This is a genomic window from Paenibacillus sp. FSL H8-0261 (assembly GCF_045040645.1).
In the GTDB taxonomy this organism is placed as follows: Bacteria; Bacillota; Bacilli; order Paenibacillales; family Paenibacillaceae; genus Paenibacillus_AQ.
On the sequence record NZ_CP150297.1, the window covers coordinates 1,362,628 to 1,383,985 of the forward strand.

At 42.4% G+C, this 21,358-nt stretch carries 23 protein-coding genes and 5 tRNA genes; 22 read left to right on the top strand and 6 right to left on the bottom strand.

From position 1 onward, the window contains the following. The first annotated feature begins 122 nt into the window (after nt 1-122). Complete coding sequence (locus tag MHI27_RS05935; RefSeq protein WP_156113060.1) at nt 123-293, top strand: hypothetical protein; 171 nt, start codon at nt 123-125, stop codon at nt 291-293. 75 nt (nt 294-368) lie between these two features. Here the strand turns inward: MHI27_RS05935 and cmpA are convergent, their stop codons facing one another. After that, the gene (gene cmpA, locus MHI27_RS05940; protein ID WP_094874036.1) at nt 369-506 is read right to left on the bottom strand and encodes a cortex morphogenetic protein CmpA; all 138 of its coding nucleotides are present in this window, start codon (nt 504-506) and stop codon (nt 369-371) included. Nucleotides 507-571: 65 nt separating this feature from the next. Then, on the bottom strand, nt 572-934 hold the full coding sequence (locus MHI27_RS05945; RefSeq protein ID WP_042124766.1) for a hypothetical protein: 363 nt from the start codon (nt 932-934) through the stop codon (nt 572-574). 120 nt (nt 935-1,054) lie between these two features. Here MHI27_RS05945 and MHI27_RS05950 point away from each other — a divergent pair, with 120 nt between their 5' ends. Further along, nucleotides 1,055-1,525, top strand: a complete 471-nt coding sequence (locus MHI27_RS05950; protein ID WP_081382729.1) for a SprT family protein — start codon at nt 1,055-1,057, stop codon at nt 1,523-1,525. A 13-nt stretch (nt 1,526-1,538) separates the two neighbouring features. Here MHI27_RS05950 and MHI27_RS05955 read toward each other — a convergent pair whose 3' ends face one another. Then, nucleotides 1,539-2,177, bottom strand: a complete 639-nt coding sequence (locus MHI27_RS05955) for a pentapeptide repeat-containing protein (RefSeq protein ID WP_405175814.1) — start codon at nt 2,175-2,177, stop codon at nt 1,539-1,541. Nucleotides 2,178-2,380: 203 nt separating this feature from the next. Here MHI27_RS05955 and MHI27_RS05960 point away from each other — a divergent pair, with 203 nt between their 5' ends. Continuing rightward, a complete protein-coding gene (locus MHI27_RS05960; RefSeq protein WP_405175815.1) occupies nt 2,381-9,205 on the top strand; it encodes an S-layer homology domain-containing protein in 6,825 nt (2,274 codons plus the stop codon). Between the two features lie 200 nt (nt 9,206-9,405). Here the strand turns inward: MHI27_RS05960 and MHI27_RS05965 are convergent, their stop codons facing one another. Then, nucleotides 9,406-9,837, bottom strand: a complete 432-nt coding sequence (locus MHI27_RS05965; protein WP_149645207.1) for an Lrp/AsnC family transcriptional regulator — start codon at nt 9,835-9,837, stop codon at nt 9,406-9,408. A gap of 126 nt (nt 9,838-9,963) precedes the next feature. Between MHI27_RS05965 and MHI27_RS05970 the strand changes: the two genes are divergently transcribed. The 10 genes from MHI27_RS05970 to MHI27_RS06015 all read left to right on the top strand — a co-directional run bounded on the left by MHI27_RS05970 (nt 9,964) and on the right by MHI27_RS06015 (nt 14,674). Beyond that, entirely contained in the window at nt 9,964-10,716 is a 753-nt protein-coding gene (locus tag MHI27_RS05970; RefSeq protein WP_405175816.1) for an MBL fold metallo-hydrolase, read from the top strand. Nucleotides 10,717-10,869: 153 nt separating this feature from the next. Beyond that, nucleotides 10,870-10,945, top strand: a tRNA-Asn gene (locus tag MHI27_RS05975). Nucleotides 10,946-10,952: 7 nt separating this feature from the next. Beyond that, nucleotides 10,953-11,041: transfer RNA gene (locus MHI27_RS05980), tRNA-Ser, on the top strand. Nucleotides 11,042-11,327: 286 nt separating this feature from the next. Further along, the gene (locus MHI27_RS05985; RefSeq protein WP_405175817.1) at nt 11,328-11,777 is read left to right on the top strand and encodes an oxidoreductase; all 450 of its coding nucleotides are present in this window, start codon (nt 11,328-11,330) and stop codon (nt 11,775-11,777) included. A 23-nt stretch (nt 11,778-11,800) separates the two neighbouring features. After that, nucleotides 11,801-12,226 carry a GNAT family N-acetyltransferase gene (locus tag MHI27_RS05990; RefSeq protein ID WP_405175818.1) on the top strand — a complete coding sequence of 142 codons (426 nt, stop codon included), beginning with the start codon at nt 11,801-11,803 and terminating at the stop codon, nt 12,224-12,226. 48 nt (nt 12,227-12,274) lie between these two features. Beyond that, the gene (locus MHI27_RS05995) at nt 12,275-12,880 is read left to right on the top strand and encodes a class I SAM-dependent methyltransferase (protein WP_405175819.1); all 606 of its coding nucleotides are present in this window, start codon (nt 12,275-12,277) and stop codon (nt 12,878-12,880) included. A 44-nt stretch (nt 12,881-12,924) separates the two neighbouring features. Further along, complete coding sequence (locus MHI27_RS06000) at nt 12,925-13,293, top strand: hypothetical protein (protein ID WP_405175820.1); 369 nt, start codon at nt 12,925-12,927, stop codon at nt 13,291-13,293. A 339-nt stretch (nt 13,294-13,632) separates the two neighbouring features. Then, the gene (locus tag MHI27_RS06005; protein ID WP_341127360.1) at nt 13,633-14,085 is read left to right on the top strand and encodes a DinB family protein; all 453 of its coding nucleotides are present in this window, start codon (nt 13,633-13,635) and stop codon (nt 14,083-14,085) included. A 428-nt stretch (nt 14,086-14,513) separates the two neighbouring features. Beyond that, a tRNA-Glu gene (locus MHI27_RS06010) sits at nt 14,514-14,585 on the top strand. 6 nt (nt 14,586-14,591) lie between these two features. Further along, nucleotides 14,592-14,674 (top strand) — tRNA-Leu (locus MHI27_RS06015). A gap of 74 nt (nt 14,675-14,748) precedes the next feature. On the opposite strand, the gene MHI27_RS06020 is transcribed toward MHI27_RS06015, so the two are convergent. Then, nucleotides 14,749-15,372 (bottom strand): hypothetical protein, encoded by a 624-nt coding sequence (locus MHI27_RS06020; RefSeq protein WP_076284053.1) that lies wholly within the window; start codon nt 15,370-15,372, stop codon nt 14,749-14,751. Between the two features lie 229 nt (nt 15,373-15,601). Between MHI27_RS06020 and MHI27_RS06025 the strand changes: the two genes are divergently transcribed. Then, entirely contained in the window at nt 15,602-15,967 is a 366-nt protein-coding gene (locus MHI27_RS06025) for a helix-turn-helix domain-containing protein (protein WP_076284054.1), read from the top strand. Between the two features lie 83 nt (nt 15,968-16,050). After that, nucleotides 16,051-16,133 (top strand) — tRNA-Leu (locus tag MHI27_RS06030). Between the two features lie 174 nt (nt 16,134-16,307). Here the strand turns inward: MHI27_RS06030 and MHI27_RS06035 are convergent. Next, the gene (locus MHI27_RS06035; RefSeq protein ID WP_042124801.1) at nt 16,308-16,787 is read right to left on the bottom strand and encodes a glutathione peroxidase; all 480 of its coding nucleotides are present in this window, start codon (nt 16,785-16,787) and stop codon (nt 16,308-16,310) included. Nucleotides 16,788-17,126: 339 nt separating this feature from the next. On the opposite strand from MHI27_RS06035, the gene MHI27_RS06040 reads away from it, so the two are divergent. The 7 genes from MHI27_RS06040 to MHI27_RS06070 all read left to right on the top strand — a co-directional run bounded on the left by MHI27_RS06040 (nt 17,127) and on the right by MHI27_RS06070 (nt 21,356). After that, nucleotides 17,127-17,405: a hypothetical protein gene (locus MHI27_RS06040; RefSeq protein WP_042124803.1), complete on the top strand. Its 279-nt coding sequence runs from the start codon at nt 17,127-17,129 to the stop codon at nt 17,403-17,405. Between the two features lie 93 nt (nt 17,406-17,498). Next, entirely contained in the window at nt 17,499-17,918 is a 420-nt protein-coding gene (locus tag MHI27_RS06045) for a thiol-disulfide oxidoreductase DCC family protein (RefSeq protein ID WP_042185526.1), read from the top strand. Nucleotides 17,919-17,992: 74 nt separating this feature from the next. Then, entirely contained in the window at nt 17,993-18,901 is a 909-nt protein-coding gene (locus MHI27_RS06050) for a copper amine oxidase N-terminal domain-containing protein (protein WP_405175821.1), read from the top strand. A 36-nt stretch (nt 18,902-18,937) separates the two neighbouring features. Next, nucleotides 18,938-19,372, top strand: a complete 435-nt coding sequence (locus MHI27_RS06055) for a DUF6526 family protein (protein ID WP_405175822.1) — start codon at nt 18,938-18,940, stop codon at nt 19,370-19,372. 187 nt (nt 19,373-19,559) lie between these two features. Continuing rightward, entirely contained in the window at nt 19,560-20,723 is a 1,164-nt protein-coding gene (locus tag MHI27_RS06060) for a hypothetical protein (protein ID WP_405175823.1), read from the top strand. Next, a complete protein-coding gene (locus MHI27_RS06065; protein WP_405175824.1) occupies nt 20,716-20,955 on the top strand; it encodes a hypothetical protein in 240 nt (79 codons plus the stop codon). The genes MHI27_RS06060 and MHI27_RS06065 overlap by 8 nt, the downstream gene beginning before the upstream one ends. Nucleotides 20,956-20,999: 44 nt before the next feature. Continuing rightward, nucleotides 21,000-21,356 (top strand): hypothetical protein, encoded by a 357-nt coding sequence (locus tag MHI27_RS06070; protein ID WP_405175825.1) that lies wholly within the window; start codon nt 21,000-21,002, stop codon nt 21,354-21,356. Nucleotides 21,357-21,358: the final 2 nt, after the last annotated feature.

Consider the following 21,358-nt stretch of genomic DNA (forward strand, 5'->3'; position numbering starts at 1 on the left):
AAGAAATAAAGCAGTTTCATGATGCCGGAAAATAACTGGTTCGATTTGGAATTTTGTTTCAACTCTGAAAGCCCCGGGTTAATGGAGACTATCTACCAGCCTATATTCGAAAGGAGAGATTGATGATGGAACCGGGCTATAAAGATAGAAGCGTTGAAGTGGAGCATACAGAGGTGCAACGGAAATCGGATTCCAGTGTTGTCGCATCTACCTTTATTAAATATGCTGCTTATATTATTATTTTTTTCGGAGCACTTTTCTTCTTGGTCAGATATGTATTCCCTATGTTCTAATTCGGATTCCAACGAATCCTATACAAAAATCCATCCCCTGTAAGTAGCGGGATGGATTTTTGAATTTAACGAATCCTATAAATTTCTCTGGATGGAATCCGGTGATTCCGCAGAATTACGATAAAAGAACCAGCACTCGTTCAGCAGCTTGATCTGACGGCGGTCTTTTTTGTAATAGGCTTTCATCAGTTGATGGCAGAGCCACTGTGGCAAGGGTATCACTCCTCTAACTGCTTACGTAAGTTAGCATATGGAGAAATGAGCCTAAAGGTGACGATTTACAGAATGCTTTCTGCTTCCTCTTCGTACCACTGCTCTAATTGAGCTTGCAGCGCCCGAATCTCGGTCAGCAGGGAGATGAGTGGATAGTTCTTTTGCTCCTGAACAGAGGCAAAGGCCTGTTCCAATCTATTGATATAATCCAGACCGGACTCCAGGGAGTAATCTTCGCGTAGCAGATCCAATGAATCACACTCAGCAATAGCTAAGGGCAGATCCGGTACATTATCGGCTGTCAGCTTGTCGATTTCTTTGTTTAGACGTAAATTGAGCGCACTTAGCTGGTACGCATATTCCTCGGGCATTTCCACGAATTGCAATTCTTGATGTTGCTGCAAAATTACATACCGCATTTTCGGCATTGGTCATTCTCCCTCCGTACTTGTCTTCCTTCTTGACAGTTTAGCCTATGCACAAGTTACAATTCAAGTAGAGATCTTAATTCCCGTGGAAAGGACTTGTGATAGAACGCTATGGAAACGATGAGCAACGAAGAGCTGCAGCTGTGGATTGAGCAGGTATCACGGGACAGCTTTGGCGTACCCTTTAGGCACAAGGCAAGCTTTAACAGCCGATTATCTTCAACAGGCGGTCGATATTTTACCAAGAGCCATAATATAGAGATTAATCCCCATCAGCTTGCTATGTTCGGTAGAGAAGAGACGGAGAAGATTATAAAACACGAGCTCTGCCATTATCATCTGCATTTGGCGAAGCGAGGGTATATGCATCGTGACACTGATTTCAAAAGACTGCTGGCACAAGTCGGCGGGAGTCGCTACTGTCAGACATTGCCGGGTGCGAAAGCTCGAAAGTCACTCCCTTACCGGTACAAGCTGATCTGTACAGCATGTGCTATGGAGTATCCGCGTAAGCGAAAAGTAGACCCCAAGCGCTACCGCTGCGGCAAATGTTCGGGTAAGCTGAAGCTGCTAGCGCTGGAAGTCCAGTAAGTCGAACAGCACGTTATTTTATAACCAGACCCATCAATCCAACAAAGGAAACAGCTTGCTGAGGCGAAATGATACATCCCTCCAAATCTTGTATATCCACGATCAAGCCACTAAACTCGCAGTCACTAAGATCGATCCCGTTAAGCTTTGATCCTGACAATGTGGCTTGATCAATATTACATTCGCTGAAGCTGACTTTCTGGAAATTCGATTGGTAGTAATCAGAGCTCATCAATGAACTATTCTCAAAAGCAACCTGCTTCAGATTAGCCATTCGAAAGGTTGCGAAATCCCCGATACAATCTACCACGCGAACATTCTGGAATCTGCCTCTTGTGAAGTCCGTACCGATGAGTTTGCAGTTCCTGAATTCGGTTCGATGAACAATTGCATTCGTAAAATCCACATTGGATAGATCGCATCGCTCAAAAATTACATCCATCAGTTCAATCCCAGTTAAGGACGACTCGATGATCGTAACATTTTTAAAAACCACTTGATCAAAGCTGACCTTGTTAGCTTCTTGATTATCAATAACTGTATCGCTTATGCTGCAACGACTGAATTCATCTTTGGTTTGCAGCGAGTATATTTGCTCAGGGAGTAGAGCTTCTGGATCTGTTATTTTAGGTGATTCCATTTTGAATTTCATATGTACCTCCATTTATGAATGCTTGTTTCTAATTAAATTAACTATCATCGGGTTCAGCGGATTTGTCAATTTTCAGTAGTACTCAGGCCTATCGGGAGATCCGTACAAATACACCTTTTTATGGATAAAATCACACATCGTTTTGTAAGCGTTACCAACTTAAGATGGAAGGGAAGTCCATATTAGGTAGAGGGGGCACATTTATGAAACGATTCAGGTCCGCGATGGCGGGTCTGCTCGCGATGCTGCTGATTTTCTCAAGCTTGCCTGTGATGGGAATCGGTAGCGGTTCCGTAGGAGCAGAAGGGGTTGGAGGAACAGGCGCAGGGCTAATTCCATCAGGGACAGTACTCATCAAGAATAAGTGGAAAAATAATTTCTTATATGAAACGTCTGATGGTATCGTGCGTTATGGCATGACCAATCCAGCGGACACATCATCGCATTGGACAGTGGAGACGGTAAATGGTCTGTCACGAATTAAGAATGTGAAGACGGGCCACTACATTACAATGGCTGGTAATAACGGCAAAGAGGATACGCTTAAGGCGGCAGATCTCCAAGGAGCTGGAAGTGTTACGGATCAATGGTTGATCGATACTTCCAATAGAAACGGATACATGATCATCCGAAGCGCGAGCGTGCCTGAGAGTAAGCTGGTTATCCACGAGGAGAATCAGCTTGGTTATGCGCAAGTAAGCTCGGATATCAATATTACGTTTGAGAGTCCGCAGTGGGCTTTTATCGATCCTAACGCAGGAACAGTACCTGTACGGTTGGAAAGCCGGATGCGTCCCGGTCAGGTGATGTATGAGGAGAAAGGAAATGTACTTTACGGTAAACAGCCTTTGAAGAATGAGGCTGCCCAGTGGTTTCTTGAGCCGGGAACGGACGACGGAACACTGATGATTCGAAACCGTGAGACGGGTCATTATATTAAGCAAAATGAAGTGACTTGGGCTGGAGTTTTTTCGCAAGAAATCGATCCGGACAAGGTGATGCTAAGTGAATGGGTGAAAGAAGATGCACCAGGCGCGGATGGAGCGGGTTTTATTACCTTAAGTAATAAAGGATTAACCGACGGAGTTAAGCCTTTATGGCTGAATCCTCAGTTTGAGGAAGATAACAACGTGCGCTCTAACAGCTGGCCGGGTGAAGCAACCAGTCATAATGCCCAGTGGACAGTTGTCCCTATTTCCGAGTTGCAGCCGGTACGCTTGGCAACTTATACAGATGCACAAGTAGCTACAGATTTCTTGTATGAATCCGCAAACGGTGCACTTAAGCACGGATTAATTGCTCCAGATACTGCTGATTCATCCGATTATCTATGGTATATAGAGGATTATGACGGTAATAAACGTATCCGTAATGCAGCAACTAATCATTACCTTTCGTATAGTGATGGCACAGCCAAGGCTGAGCAGATCAGCGGAAGCCAACCATCGGATCAATGGAATTTTAAAGATTCTGATGATTATGATGATTATCTGACACTAGAAAATGTTGAGAGCAAAGGCATCTATCTATCTACCTTGGGTGGAGACAGTGCTGGAGCAAGTGGGGATGCGACTTCATTAAGCGCCCAGTGGCAGCTTCTAGACCCTAACACACCAACAGATGGCACCATTCCATATTATCGTATTCAAAATGGCTGGAAGTCTTTTTATTGGTATGAATCTGCTGATGGTCTCTTGAAATATGGAAATATGCAAAAGGATGGCTCCGATCAATGGCTGATTGAGAAATATAATGGCCGTAAGTTATTCAAGAACAAGAAAACAGGTCACTACATTAACACAATGAATATGCCAGATGGCCATATCCAGGTCACTGAGCTTCCAGACAGGAATAATGTGGAGCGGGAATTTATCTGGACAGGTAAAAATATTGGCGACAACACATACGTAATCAGCAGTGTTCTCGATAAGGAACCTAATAAATTTCCTGAGAAGTTTATTTCACTTCAAAATCTCACTAAATACGCCGAGTATGGTGTGATCAATCCAGGCTGGGGCAGCCCACAGTGGCGATTTGTTACCGTTACTGAGAAAAAGCCGGACTTGTTCCGCTTCAAGCTAGACGCTGTAAATGGTGAGGATCAATATCTTAAGGATGGTCCTTTGTTGACTTCTCCAGATGTACTAGAGAAATTGCTAGAATCTAAGACAGTCACCGAAGCTGTCTATGATTCGCAGGACACTGAAGCAGTGGTGCCGCAGGATAAGTCGGAATCTGCAACCGCTGATCCAAATCCTGTAGCTTTAGCTGCTGCGAACGAGGATGTAACAGTAGGTCAGGCTACTTATGGTTCACTTGATATGAATGACGATACCTTTGTCTGGCAGCTGCAAGAAATAGCTGGCAGCAATGGATCTGTGAAGATTAAAAATAAAGGTACTGGACGTTACCTCTCCCTGGAGCATATAGGTGGTGCAGTAGATGAGATTGAGCCTAATGTTGCCGTTCAGACACTGCAAACCGTCTATGATGTATGGGGCAGCATTAAGTGGATTGTGGATATGCAGCCTTCAGGTCTGACTACTTTCAAGAGTGGATGGGCTGGCCACTATATGTATGGGGCTTCTGATGAGAATGGGAATCCGATTATAAAGATCAGTAAGGCTCCCGATGCAGCGGATAGAAACAGTGCTCATTTTGCCGCTGAAGCCGTTGAAGCGATTGCGCCACCTATCCCTGCTTACCCTGTAAGATTTAAGAATGCAAGCAGCGGGGAGTATTTATACGAGAATGAACACGGAGTTGTTCTGTACGGGCAGCCGTCAGCAGAGAATGGATTCTCGCATTGGAATATATCTGTGCAGGACGGCAAACAAACGATTATCAATCGAGCAACAGGCCATTATTTAACATTGAATGGAGATTATTCATACTTGGAGAGCAGTAGCGCGGAACCGGCTATAGACGGAGCATCTGCTTGGGAAGTAAGCTTGGCTTCCGATTATACGCACTACACCATTCGTAGTCTCTATGGAGAATACGACGATGAATTAATAAACATTGCGAATAAGACAGGATATGCTGAACGTGCGCTCCTACTAGTGAGTGACGGCTTAGCTCAATGGACACTTGAAGCGGCTCAGCAGGAGTTTACTACTCCGTCTGGAGAACTGCGCAATAACAATACAACAACTCCAGTTCAGAATGATACCAACATTATAACGATCGTGCCGAAAGGGCTGACTGGTAAAGTATTGGCTGAACAAGAAGGGGCACTCGTATATGCAGAAGCCTCCGACACGGCGGCTCACACCCAATGGATCATCCAAGATGTAAATGGACGTAAACGCATAATGAATGTTCAGACCAAACATTATCTTTCTTTAAATGAAGTAGACCAAGCCGTCTTGTTAGCTTCTGGGGAAACAGAACGTTCCCAGTGGACGCTGGAAGAGAAGTTAGGCTACAAGCTCCTGTTAAGTGCGGATAATACAGCCTATCTTACTCACGACGCATCAGCTGTTCAACTTGGTTCTGCTGTGGGAACCGATAGCACTCTTTGGAGCTTCCTGCCTATCCCTACAGATGCAATGTATGCAGGAGGAGAAGCATTCCAAGGAGATCATGTTATACGGTTTGCAGTCAATGCCCAGCAAGCCGGTGAATATGATGCCGTTGTTCGTTACAAGAATACTTCCAGTGATGTAACAGATCTGTTGCTTGAGGTGAACGGCCTGAAGGAATCAGATAAAGTTAACGTGGTCAAGACTTCCTCTTGGAAGACTGTACAGGTGAAGCTGCAGCTGCGTGCAGGAATCAACACCGTTTCTCTAAGCAACGACAATATCGATTGGAATAAAGTAGGCATTGATAGCCTGACAGTAAAAAATAGCGTGAACAAAGTTTACCGCGGGGCAACAGTTCCTTATATTAGCTATGAAGCTGAGGATGCAGTGACTAACGGAACACTAATCGGTCCTTCGCGGAAATATCGCACTATGGCTTCTGAGGCTTCTGGACGACAAGCCGTCGCCTTGAAGAATACTGGGGACTATATAGAGTTCAAGCTTGCAGAAGCAGCTAATTCTATTGTTCTGCGCTATTCCATTCCGGACAGTTCGGATGGTGCTGGTGCTGAAGAAACACTGACTCTATATGTAAATGGAGTTAAGAAACAGCTTAATTTGACTTCAAAATATGCTTGGGAATATGGTAGCTACCCATGGTCAAATGATCCTCGTCAAGGTAGTGGACATCGCTTTTTTGATGAAATTCATGCTCTGATTGGCGATGCTCCTGCCGGAGCAACCATTCGTTTAGAGAAAGGAACAGGAGACCAAGCGACTTCATACGTCATCGACTTGGTGGATATGGAGCAGGTAGCCCCTGAGTTGACTCGCCCTGCCGGCTTTATTTCTGTAACGGATTTTGGAGCGGTAGCCAATGATGAGGGAGATGATACCGCAGCCTTTAAGGCAGCGCTTGCCGAAGCGAAGGCAACAGGGAAAGGGGTTTGGTTCCCGGTAGGTACCTTTAATGTCGGAGAGGGTCTGCTGGATCTGGATACAGCCGAAATCCGTGGAGCAGGCATGTGGTATACGGTTCTGAATGGCGCCAAATTTTACGGTCACGGTGGCAAGGTTGGCGTATACGATCTATTGATTGAAGGTGGCATTAATGTACGGGACGATGAAGCGTTCACTAACGCCTTCCATGGTGCTTTTGGCCAAGGCTCGGTCATTCAGAACATATGGATTGAACATACCAAAGCAGGCTTGTGGTTAACACAACCTATTGGTGAGAAGGCTCGTACGAATGGTCTGTATATGGCAGGTCTTCGAATCCGCAATCTGATGGCGGATGGAATTAACTTTGCTGTAGGCACTGGCAACAGCATGATGGAACAAAGTGACATCCGCTATCCAGGGGATGATGGTATTGCGATGTGGTCGTTCACAGATACCAAATTGAATGAAGTGAATGGCGCGGAACGGACATTTAGCTATAACAATACGGCACGTTTTAATAACGTCTCACTGCCATGGTTGGCCGATAACATTGTGGTCTTCGGTGGTAAAGATAACAAAGTTCAAGATAACGTGGTAAAAGATACTGTAACTAACGGAGCCGGGATCGCTGTATCTACCCGTTTCTCCGCAGAGCCGTTCCAAGGAACGACTATCGTTGAGCGGAATACATTGCTTCGCACAGGTAGTTATGATTCGGGCTACGGGGTAAACCTCGGTGCGTTATGGCTGTACGCTGGTGAGAGCAACCTAAAAGGAAAAGTACTCATCCGTAACAATATGGCGCTCGACAGCACCTATTCTGGCCTGATTGCCCACGGTAATCTGGAGGGAAGTGCCCTCACGACGATTGATGGAGTTGTTCTGACGAATAATGTATTAGACGGTGCAGGTACGAGCGGTATAGAAGTAACGAAAAATCTGAAAGGTAACCTGCTCGTCGACAACTTGATTATTCGTGGTGAACGGATGAACCTCCTGTCCAATGCATCTCCTGACTTTAGCATCATTGAACAGAACCAAGGGATAGCCACAGCTGTTAAACCTTTCTCCATCAAGCTAGCAGATGGACAGAGCGGACCTGTTGTACTAGAACAAGGAAAGTCAGCTATTCTTCAGGTGTTGGACAAAGAAGGAGCGGATATTACTACACAAGCTACACTTAATTTTATGAGCAGTGACATTGCTACTTTTACAAACAACAGTATTCATGGAGTTAAAGCGGGAAGCACAGACTTCACGGTAACTGTTGGCAACGATAAGAGGGTGTATACAGTTGAGGTGGTGTTACCTAATGGTGGGACGGATCCTGTGGATCCGACTGAACCAACGAGTACTCCTGATCCGGCGGGGTCAGTAAATCCTGTTACACCTGTCGCTACACCAACGCCAACACCAGCTGCTAATCATGATGCGCAGCTAAAAGCTAAGGCGACTGCTGGGCAAGCTCTTATCGAGATTTCAGCTAACGGAGATGGTATAGCTCGCTTTAGCGCAGAAGCTCTACGCAATGCAGCAGCACTTAGCCCGAATGCGGTGCTTGTCATTGCCAGTGGCGATATGAGCTATCGCTTCCCGTTAGGACTCGTGGAGAGCGTGCTGAAAGCGGCACAAATGCCGGCAGGCACTTTAGAGTTCCAACTAAATCCGCTAAGCGGAAAAGGATTGGAACAACTGCTTGCCAAGGCTAAGCAGCAGCAAGGTTTTAATGTGCAAGGAACTCCGGCAAGTGTCACCTTAAAGGTCACAGATGGCAAAAACACTGTACCTGCTAATGGGTTCGGCACTACGTATGTAGATCGTACATTTATGATGGAGGGAGCACTGGTTGTAAAGACGGGAGTAGTCCTTATTTACGATGAGCAGACGGGTTCTTTCCGTTATGTACCTGCATTATTCGAGATCGTAGGTGGGATGACCAAGGTTACTGTTAAGAGCAGCAGTGCTAGCGGGATATTCGTCGTTGCACAACATCCTGTAACTTTTGGAGATATTTCTTCACACTGGGCAAAGAACGAGATCGAAACGCTTGCCAGTCGACTGATCTTGACCGGACAATCCACAGATAACTTTGCACCTCAGAATTCCGTTAGTCGTGCTGAGTTCGCAGCTATGCTAATTCGCTCTTTAGGCTTAGCCGCTGCGAACACAACGAAGACCTTCAGTGATGTGTCTGATTTATCATGGTATGCTGCAGACACCAAAGCTGCGGCAGCCTTAGGACTGGTTCAAGGCTATGAGGATGGAACCTTCCGTCCGAACGCCCCTATTACACGGGAGCAAATGGCTATTATGGCAACTAGGGCACTAAAGCTGTTAAACCTTGGAGCTGGAGAATCTGGAGTTAACCCTGCGATAGATGCATTCACAGATTCGTCTACTATTTCTTCTTGGGCTAAAGAGGCTGTGAATGTCTTGACAGCAAAAGGAATCATGAAAGGCCAATCGGCAGATAGCTTTGCGCCTGGCAGTGATACTAGCCGTGCAGAGGCAGCTGTGATCCTAGCAAGATTACTTAAAGCTGCCGGATTATTGAATTAAATTTCTACTAAAAGAGCAGCTATTCTCCAGTAATTGGAGAATAGCTGCTCTGCGTTTTTTGGACGAAGGCTGTCTGCCAGAACATATTTGGTGATTTTCATGCCAATAGCGACTAGAGGGTCCGTTAGTATGCCAAATATTCGATTATGCTGCGTAAAAGGTCAACTGGCTCCGATAGCGGCCTCATAGGCGATACAGCCTTATTTAAGCTTCCCCATCGATAAATTGACTCTGTAATTTCCGAACTTTAGCAGCTCGTCGAGAAAGTTATTCAAATCCTCTTGGCTTCCCGTACGAACACGTATCCAATAGCAGCCTTCTCCACTGACGCGATGCATTTCTTTTACGCTGTCATGCTGCTTTGCGAATGTTTGAAAGGCTGGATGTACCGTATTCGAACCTAGAAAGACCGTTATAAAGGCATTGATCGCCTCACCAACTTTATCTGGATTCCAGCGGACAGTGTAGCCTTCAATCACTCCGGTGTCCTGCATTTTGCGAATTCGCGCGCCCACAGCTTGGCCTGTCATATGCACTTGCTGCCCAATGTCTCTGTGACTGATCGTGGAATCATCAATTAGAAGCTGTAAGATGCGAAAATCCACATCATCTATGGAATAAGAACTCGTCATTATTTAAAATCCTTTCTGCGTGAAAGTAGAACGGGCCAATCTCTTTCCAATCTCAATGTATTCTGTTTCAAGGTCCAACTATAATTAATTGTAGCAGAAGATATCTGAAAGAAAGAAGGGCTTCCGATGAAAATACAGCATATTCGCAACGCGACCCTATGGCTAGAGTATGGTGGTAGTACATTTTTAATTGATCCTATGTTGAGTGAGCAAGGTGCTAATCCACCTATTTTAAATACTGAAAATGATCGCCGCAATCCGCTCGTTCCTTTGCCGGGAGCCGTAGAACAATGGCTGAGTCCTAATGCAATTCTTATCACACATCTTCATCAGGATCATTGGGATGCCGCTGCCGTTTCCTTGCTGCCGCATAATCTACCGTTATTTTGTCAGGAGGGGGACAGGGATACCCTAGTAGAGCAGGGATTTGAGAACGTCTCGGAAATCACCGATAAGCTGACATTCCAAGGAGTAACTATAACACGTACCGGTGGACAGCATGGAACCGGAGAGATTGGCAAGCTGATGGGGAAGGTATCCGGGTTTGTCTTTCAGGCGGAAAACGAACCAGTTGTGTATTTGGCAGGAGACACGATTTGGTGTGATGAGGTGAAGATTGCACTCGATGCCTTTAAACCTGAGGTGACGATCGTTAATGCTGGTGGAGCGCAGTTTTTAATCGGAGGTCATATCACAATGAATGAGCAGGATGTCGTAGACTTATGCGAATATGCTTCTTCTACTAAGGTGATCGCTGTACACATGGACGCCATCAACCATTGCCTTGTTACCAGGGATAAGCTAAGAGCTCACTTGGAGAAGGAGGAGCTACAGGATCGAGTACAGCTTCCGCAAGACGGGGAATGGTGTTACGTATAAACAAAGGGGGGGATTAATCTCCTCTTAAATCTAGCTAATGGCAGAAATAATGCATGAATTTGAAAACGATCACAAAAATTATTTTACCTGCTTGACTAGATCTTGAAATCATGATAAATTAATTCATGTTCACTTCTAATTTACTTCTAATGTTCCCTGATAGCTCAGTTGGTAGAGCACTCGACTGTTAATCGAGTTGTCACAGGTTCGAGTCCTGTTCGGGGAGCCATTTTTATGGAGAGATACCCAAGTGGCTATAAGGGGACCCTCTGCTAAGGGGTTAGACTGCGTAAGCGGTGCGTGGGTTCGAATCCCACTCTCTCCGTTCTGAATTACATAAGAAGAGCTTCCATTATGGAGGCTCTTTTTTTGTTGTGCGAATTTATTTGCTGTGGCTAAATGCGACATACATAGAATAGAGGAAGTACCGGGGGCAGATCACTCTAAGTAGTGATTTGTCTTTTTTAATCTGAATTATCAGTGATCAAATTCAATATTTTGGAAGGTGAATAGAGTGGAAAAGGCGAATGTTTACTTGTTAAGTTTCATGAATCCAGCTATATCAGCTAACGCAACATTCATATTACTGAAAGAAATTTAACGGAGGGAACATGAAAACTTTAAATCAATTACAAACTAAACCTTCAAGTAGATATGATAGTTTTGATCCGGATCAAGAAGGAAATAAAAATACCAAATTTGCTGACATAATAATTGATGGCAGGTCTCTTTATCAAATGCTGAAAAGACATGACATGGTTCCATCCCTCGGGTGGGGGAGTGAAGAGCATCAAAGGAAAATGATTAACTATTTTTTATTAAACCAAATGCATGAATATATGTACTACAGATACCCAATATTAGTCTGCCCTTGGTGTGGAGATGAAGAGTGTGGCTTTATATCCGTATTTATTGAGAAAGAAGAGGATCTTATCATATGGAGAGATTTCAAACTGGAACCCAGCAATAAAGCTATTGATGTTGGGCCTTTTTATTTTAAATGGGATGAGTACGAGAAAGTTATAAATGAGACTTTTGGGATTGCGGGGATTCGATGTTAGAGATAAACCATCAGGAGGAACTTATGTCGATTAATCCTAAGATATTTTATAGCACATATGAAGAAACAGATTACGTCAGAAAAAAACTTATTGAATTTAACTCTAAACAAGTACCAAACGGCATTTATGAGGAGATAAATTTATGCTTGAAGGATGATAACGGAGATATTGTTGCCGGTATCAACAGTGCGATATGTTGGAATTGGATGGAAATTGGTATTTTGTGGGTGGATGATAACTATCGTAGTCAAGGTTACGGGAAAAGATTATTGGAAGAAGCAGAGAAAGTTGCCAAAGCAAAGAAATGTACTTTTATCAAATTAGATACATTCAGTTTTCAAGCGCCCGAATTTTATAAGAAGTATGGATATAAAGTAATTGCAACTATCGAAGATGCTCCGCTTGGAAGTAAACACTTTTACTACAAGAAGGATCTTAGCTATGATTAAGGTGGCTTGAGGAAGGCATAAACCTAAAATCAAAGGAGAGAAACAACTGTGGAGCTTTTTAAACAAATACCCTTGTACAGATTTTTGGCATTATGTAATGAAAGTGGCATGGAAAAGACCATTTTAGATTGTGGGGCAGGAGGGGATACTCCTCCACTAAGTTTGTTTGCGAATTATGGATACGCTACATATGGAATAGAGATGAATGTTGAACAAATGAACAGAGCTAATCAGTTCGCAGCAGAAAGAGGGCAGAATTTAAACATATATCAGGGTGACATGAGACAGTTGGCATTAAACGATGAGTCGATGAGTTTTGTGTATTCGTATAATTCTATTTTTTATATGAAAAAACAAGATGTGAAAGAAGCAATAAATGAATTGAAACGGGTGCTAAAACCTGGTGGCTTATTATTTGTTAATTTTTTAACTATCAAGGATTTTCGAGTCGGTGACGGAGTTGATTTAGGAGAACATCAGTATGAGCAAATGGAAGATGATGAATTAGTAATTCACTCTTATTATGATTATGATGAGGCGGACTCTATGTTTTCTGATATGCAATTAATATATAAAGAAGATCGAGTGCTTGAAAGAAAGTTTGAAGGCGAATGGATACGGCAAGGGTTTATCGATTACATATATATAAAATAGAGATATGATTCAACCTAAATTTGTTTCTCTAGGAGTTAATGGATATGAAACGTATCTATAAACATATAGAAGAATATACCGATCATGAAATCAGAGAGATTTTATTTAGACAAGAATTAGAAGAACTAATTTACTTGCCAATTTCAGTTGGTCTTTATCATCATAGTTGGAAGTTTGCTCAGGATATATGTATTAAACTAGCTCAGCATGAGGATGCAAGAGTGAGAGCTAATTCAATTTTTGGTTTAGCGCATATAGCAAGAACTAAAGGTCGATTAGATAAGAGACTAGTAAAACCAATCATTTTAAAAGAATTAAGATATAACGAAATCCATAGAGGGATAATATTAGATGCGATAAGTGATATAAATATATTTATGAAGCGGGAAATTGGAAGGAAGCATAATTTGTAGTCAGAGGAGTTGGTTTACATTATATAGCAAGGGCATATTTAACTGGATAAGTTAGAAAAGAGAGGTCTATTATTTTGTTTGGACAGGTACTTGGATCCATATTTCGGATATGATTTGCCGTACTTTGATGATATTATCTTGCTCCTTGAAAAACATCTACTCTTTAATCATAGTAAAGAAATCAATCAAGATATTCTTCAATTACGGCAAAAAATGCACTAATAGAGCTTTCAAAAAAACCGTGAGAGTACCCATATAACAGTTTGCTATTGAGATAATGTATCAAGAGAGTATTAATAAATGCTGTTAAAGATGTTTACTAAAAAAGGAGATGTACCAATGAATAACAGATCAGATTTGCTAAATCAGTTTAAGGAATGGAATGGATTTGTTCTAGAAATTATTGATTTAGATTGGAAAACACCCATCGCTGAAGGAAAATGGACAATTCATGATGTTGTTAGTCATATTATTTTATGGGATAAATACTTCTATGAATCGACGATAGAACCGATAGCATGTGATAAAGCGATAACACTTCAACTTATTGATTACGATCAATTCAATAATGATGCTGTTACATATGGTAAGACAAAAACCAAAGATGAATTAATAGAATTGACTATGAAGTATCGTAACTTACTATTAGATTGTATAAGTAACCTTGAAGAGGGGAAATACTCGGGGAAATATGTTGACGGAAGGTTTTCCTTTGAGTCCTATTTAAAGGATTTTATATCGCATGACCGGCATCATATGATGCAGATTAAAGAATTAAAAGGGAAAAAATGAACAGCTTACAGCTTATTCTCCTTCCGTTTATCGGTTGGGAATAAGTTTTTTTGTATGTACCAATGAGACAAATGTTATATCCAATCTAGCAGCCTCCTTAATATCTCTTGTTCTTACACAGACAGCTATACTTTCGTTTACACATCAAGGAGATATGTCTTATTATAACGGTCTTGCGGCGTGAATTTTTCTATTCGTTACGAGGATCATGGTCCTAGAAGGAAGCTTCTTTATGTTCATGAGATACACAGCGACTCCAGGGAACAATATGAGGTGATCAAGGCAAGGATTAGACGTGATTGGGATATAGAGATGATTGAAGAATCGAAGAATGCTATAGGCTGAAGTGATATGAAAAAAAGTGCTTGCCATGTCCTTATATTTCTGGTATCATAATTTTTGTTGTCACGTTAAGACAACCTTGCTAAGGCCCGTTGGTCAAGGGGTTAAGACACCTCCCTTTCACGGAGGTAACATGGGTTCGAATCCCATACGGGTCATATTATGCGGTAGTGGTGGAATGGCAGACACGCTATCTTGAGGGGGTAGTGGGTGTATACCCGTGGAGGTTCGAGTCCTCTCTACCGCATACAAATAAAAAGTAAGAAATCCTTTGCTTCGCAGAGGTTTTCTTACTTTTTTTTATAGGGTTAAACAAGTTGATTAGTTCTTGAATGCTCTTGCATATTGGGGATAGAGCTGTCTGACACAGTCTGGGCAAATATCATGGGTGAATTGCAGAGAAAGCTGATGTTTTAAAAAATGTTCAATGTTGATCCATTCATCCTTAGAATTTCGAATGGATTTGCAGGAAGCGCAGATGGGGATTAACTCTTGTGTTGGCTGACATGTCGAACAGATGCTTGTGATCCCCGACATCTTAGTTCCTTCTATAAATACACCCAAATCATATAGAGAAATTATAAAAGCAGCTTCTAGGTAATAATCAGAGAGCAGCGGATAGATTTCCAATCGAAAGATTCGCGTCCCTTTATAGGCGGTTTGAATGATGAACTCAGAGGTATAAATCTGTTGCTCTCTGCGGAGTATAATTTTCACCGAATCATAAAGCTTGGCCCATTGATCGGAATCGATGATCACATCTTGCAGAAGCTCCGAATAATAAGCTCCAATCCATTGTTTGTGAGGGGAGAGGCCATATTCATGACTAAATGCTTTCCACTTCCTGTTGGTGAACTGGATAACTCCTTGGCTGTTGATGACCACTGCATTGTGCGGCAGATATTCAAGTGAATGGATAATGGAAGATGATAAGCATTTTGACAAAAGTCACCGCTCCCTCCTAGAGATCCTTCGGGATGACATGTTAATTAAGGGGTCAGACGGCATTACATCAGACACTTGTCACCTGAGTCGCCTCTTATCGTCACTCTAACCATATGATATAATCGGATAATACATAGTAACACCAATTATATACTTTTTTACGTTATTTTGCAATAGGTAATTACTTAAATAAGTCTTTTTTATTTTTTTTGTGAAGGGCGGTTTACGGATGCAGACCATATACGAACGTATAGAGTACTTAATTAAGCAAAAAGGTCTCACCAAGAAATCATTCTGCGAGCAGTTAAATATAAGCACAGGTAATATGGGAGATTGGAAGCGGGGCAAATCTACTCCGGGAACACATAAATTAATTGAGATCGGCGCTTTTTTTCATGTAAGTCTGGACTGGCTTATTTTAGGTAGAAATACATCTGAAATATTGAAAGAGAGCAATGAGGACTATGATTTCGGAGAAGCAAAGTTGAATGAAGATCGAACGAATAAACTGCTTCCAGAGGAAAAGGAATTCATTAAAGAATACCTAGCATTCACTGAATATCGTAAGCAGAAATGGGCTGACGAAAATTCTTAAATCAACGCCTTTACATTTCGGGGAAGTACATTTATAATAATGAATGTTGACCTCAAACAAAGTTTTATGTTTTATCTCACCGCGCGGTAGTGGTGGAATGGCAGACACGCTATCTTGAGGGGGTAGTGGGTGTATACCCGTGGAGGTTCGAGTCCTCTCTACCGCATACAGAATGACGAAAGAAGCCTTGCGATGCAAGGCTTCTTTTTTATGCTTAACGAGCAATCGGAAAGCTGTATTTTCGTATATTGGATAATGACAAAAGGATACTGACCGCATATCACCTAGTGGGCTGAGTGATGTGGCCAGTATCCTTTTTTTAAATTTCTTATTGAATGGATTATTTCAGAAGCTTGGAGATATAGGATTCGATCTGCTGAGGAGTAGTTTTAGGAGCAAAACGCTTAAGGACACGGCCTTCTTGATCCACCAGGAACTTGGTGAAATTCCATTTCACGCTTTTTGAGCCTAGAACACCAGGTGCTTCCTTTGATAAGTATTTGAATAATGGGTGTGCTTCATCACCTTTTACATCAATCTTCTCAAACATTGGGAAAGTTACTCCATAGTTAATCTCGCAGTATTCTGCAATTTCATCACTTTCGCCAGGCTCTTGGCCAGCAAACTGATTGCTTGGGAAACCAAGTACTTCGAATCCACGATCCTTAAATTTCTCGTACACTTCCTGAAGCCCTTTATACTGAGGCGTAAACCCACATTTGCTAGCTGTATTCACAACAAGGAGTACTTTACCTTTGTACTTGGACAATGATTCTTCTGCACCCCGAAGAGTGTTGACCTCAAAATCATAAATACTCATGGATGCCACCTCCTTTGTAATTCCTAATTTTAATTTATCGCAATTTAATTGTACACTATTAATGAGGGTGAGCCAAATAAGAAAATTCTATGAACCATTAACGCCCATTCGGTTTATCAAATCACAGCAAAATGAATGATCATAAATTAAATGTATCTGTATATATTTTATGGAAATAATGACTGAATAAAGGCGTTGATCAGAAAAGAGCAATAAATAGCCTCCGTGTTAGGCGTCTTTGGTTGACATCACTCTTAAAATTCTTTAATATGTCTAAGTATCTGAGAATATGTTGCGTGTGCAATTTACAACCAAAAATTTAAATAATGGGTGATGAAGATGTCTTACAGACCGAATATTACGAATGTGACCAAAGCCAGCAGCAACGATAAGGAAGGATTGTACGAGTTCATTATCAAGCTTGCTGATGGAACGGAGTGCCGTGCGTTTTATAATCGGTTTCCGGAATGGAAAATGACGAACATCAGCCGCCTGCTTAAAACTCCATGTCCAATTTGCCGCAAAGATTTCATCTGTAAATGCATGGAGGCATTCACTGCTGATTTCGAAGGACAAATGATCGGTGATCAATGGATTGAAAAGGCAATTGCTGAATAATTAAAGAACGGTACATGTTGGCGCGGGATTCTATCCCGCGTTTTTGTTTACCCAAAATATGCGATACACTTATCTTTATAGGGAGGGGGAGCTATGAACGAGGAGCTGAACATTATGCAAAATAAGTCCATTGTGTTGATTGATGGGGTGTGTCATCTTTGCCAAGGTTTGATTCGTTTCATCATCCCGCGTGATCCCAAGGCTAAATTTCTATTCGCCCCTTTACAAAGTGAAATTGCCGCTAAGCTAATGAGTGAGGCTGGACTTCAACCTGGGCAGTTGAACACAGTTGTATTGCTGGAGAACGGTGTGTATTATACAGAGTCGGCTGCTGTACTGCGGATTGCACGTAGATTGAGATGGCCTTGGCCTGCTGCGTATTTCTTTATTGTAGTGCCGCGCCCAATACGGAACATCCTTTACCGCTATGTTGCAAGGAATCGTTACCGTTGGTTCGGGCGCGATGAGCAATGTCTGCTCCCAACACCGGAGATCAAACAAAGATTTTTGTAATCCTGGATTTGGCTAGATGTTATAATGTAACCATAATTTGGTATAGTTAAGGACGTTTAGCGAGGGATGAAGGGATGTTGCGAAAGGCAGGACTTTATCTATTAATAGTTATGCTAGCTTCTTTAGGTACGATGGGAACGGTATCCGCAGATGCTAAGCTCAAGGTAATGGTGAATAATTCGAACGTGAATTACGGCGTGCAAATCGTCTCTGGACAGACGATGGTTCCGCTGAAGGCTTTTGAGAGCTTCAAGAATACTTCTATTCAGTGGGAAGCCCGTACAAAGCAAGTAACGATCGTTAGAGACTCCATGAAGATTAAGCTTGCTGTGGGTTCTCGAACGGCGTGGAAGAACTCCGAATCTGTACAACTGGATGCACCTGCTAGCATCATGGATGGAAGAGTTACGGTGCCGCTGAGATTTATTGCGGAAGCTCTTGGAGCAAGAGTAACGGTAGATGCTACTACGAATACTGTCTGGGTTCAGGAACGTGCAAATGCGAAGCTTGTGCAGAATTATAATAGTAGGGACTTGGTAGTTTCCCGCATTGCTGCTTTACAATTCCCGGTTGAAGAAAGAGAACCGTCCCAATTAACGGGTGACAATGAAGCGTTGTCTATATCGTATTATTTTCCTGAAGGCAGATCTGATGGATATTTCATAATCTATGGGCATTTTGTATCGTATTATGAGATTAAAGACAACATTAGAACAGTCGTATGGGAAGCAGCTTTGGACAATTCGAAAGAGGCTGATAAAAAAGATTTTACCGCGATATTCGGACACCCCATTGCGAAGGAATATGGTAAAGCCCCTGTTTTAGCCCCATCCTATGCCTATTATTATACGAGTGTATGGGGAAGTCAGATTATTTGCGGAATCGTTAATGCGGATGGAACGACTAAAGTATCAGGGAAGTCGCTGAACTGGGAGAACAACAAGCCCTTTATTGTGGCAATTCCCGGCGAGACCAAGCTTTAAGCGCTATACAAGTCATATAAAATATGGAGATGAATTATGAATAAAGGGAAGCCCAAGGGATTTATGCGTTTTGATTGGCCTTTTCATTTTGTGACGATGCCGCTTGCGCTAATTTTGTTTGTGTGGTCGGCGATTTATGCTGTTCAAGAGATACGTGATGATGGTGCTTTAACGGTGCCAATGCTGTTATTCGGTATGTCCTTATGCTTACTTTTTGCGATTACAAGAATTCGTATATATGCGACAAAAAATCAGGACCGCGTGGTGAGGGTGGAAGAGCAGTTTCGCTATTTCCGTCTGACAGGCGAAGCTTTGAGCCCAGAGCTTGAAATAGCCCAAATTATAGCGCTACGTTATGCGGGTGATGATGAGTTTTCAGCACTGTGTCAGCGGGCGGTGAAGGAGAAGCTCAACCCTGCTGATATTCGGTCTGCCATTAAAAACTGGCGCGAAGATAAGATGAGAGTATAGTATCCAGCTAGTGTGTGAAAAAACTTATTGCTGCCTTCTTATATATATGCTACTATAGCTGTAAATTAAAGGAATAGTAACGGAAGCACCGTTCAATTACCGTATCCACGGTTATTGTCGGTGCTTTTTTTGCTGTCTTTTTTTGAGGAAATAATGCATTTCTTCTTATCGAAAGGAGCGTGGTTTCATGGCGGCAAGGATTGTGCTCGCAGTGCGTGAAAGTCAATATATCGAACCATTATTGCACTATCTTCATCACAGCGAGTACGGAGAAATGCTGCGTATTACGGCTTTTAGCCGAATGGATGCTTTTATCGAATTTATGAGGGGAGAGGACATCCCGGATGCTGTTGTGGGGGACTCTTCTTTTATCGAGGCTTGGCTAGTAGAGGGGAAAAGCACGGTTCCATGGGCAGTTTTGAGTGAGGATGGAGGTTATCTCGGTAAGAGTGTTAAGAGTCTGGGAGGGGGAGTGATGATTGCCAAATATCAGGCGCTTCCTTCCCTCCTTGAAGCATTTCTCCAGTTATGTGAAGTTCAGAGAGGTAGAGGATCTTCTGTGCTAGATGAAACGCTGTTGCTGGGGGTTGTCTCTGCCAGCGGCAACATGGGCAAAACAACGATAGCATTGAATATGGCGAAGCAGCTTGGTGAAATGGGCCTTTCGGTTTTCTATCTGAACCTTGAGAGTATAGACAGCAGTGGGTTGTTTCTCAGAATCCCTGCAGGTTATACGCCTGGACTAGAGCGGCTGCTGTATGAAATAAAGGCCAATCGAGACAAGGCTGAAGCGGATACGATCGAATTAGGACAATACTTCATTAGATATGATCACCTCCGAACTGCTGCTTTCAGACCAGTTATTAATGTGAAGGAAATGCTGCAGATGACTTTGCAAGATACGCTGGATTTGTTAGAGCGGCTGGTTGCGGAGAGAAACTTTGATGTTGTTATTGTGGACACCGGCAGCATCGAGGAAGAGCGTGCGAAAGCTGTGCTGCAGCGAAGTGGGATTCTACTTTGGGTCCTGAAAAATGATGATGTAAGCATGTATAAGACTATGAGATGGCTGTCGCATTGCACCGCTCCTAACTCTGGCATGCCCCCCCATGTGAAGGAGAAGAGTAAATTTGTAGTGAATTTTGCAGTGGATCGTTTGGAAGAATGGGTGCCTCCTGAAGGAATTATCATTGAAGGTGTATATCCCTTTATCCCATCATGGACGCTGCAACACCGTGAGGAGCTCTTTTTGAACTCTCCACAATTTCAGCAGGAGATCTTGCAGTTGTGCAAGCGGATTGTAGAGCCAGCACACCCATTAGTTTTTACAGGGAAGAATATCCATGAATGAGGAGATGTTCAGGGCGCTGCGTAGTGAGATTCGTGCAGGGCTTGATGTGACTTCTGCAGTAGGAAACCGTGAACTTACTGGGTTTATCGAACGAACGATTCTAGAAAGTGAAAGCCTCCGTTATTTAACAGCGAAGGAAAAGCACGAGTTAGTTAAGGGATTGTTTGATTCTTTCCGAGGATTGGATGTGCTTCAGTCATACAACAAGAATCAAAGATTAAGAAATGTGTAGATAAGGTTCTCGTAAGATTATTAATTTCTATAGGAGGTGCTGTTATGAATTTAAGCTCATCAATTACTTATCGAAGATTTCTTAACGATTATTATAATACGTTTATAAATCAGTATTTTAGTGACCTTATCGACTTCTTAGAAGAGGAGGATGATCATAAGTTTGAACAATATTTATTAGAGAACGAGATTTCATTTGAAATTAAATCGAGATTTCCTTATCACATCACTGCAATTGAAAATGAGATGAAATTCAACTCAATAGAATTAAATGACATTGAAAACGAATATGGTGCTGAAGTTAAAGTGTACAACGATGCTGTTAAAATAATTAAAGTGAAGTTAAAAGCTTTTATTTTAGACTCTCAAGCATATTATCATTTGGCAGAAAAAATTATCTAGTT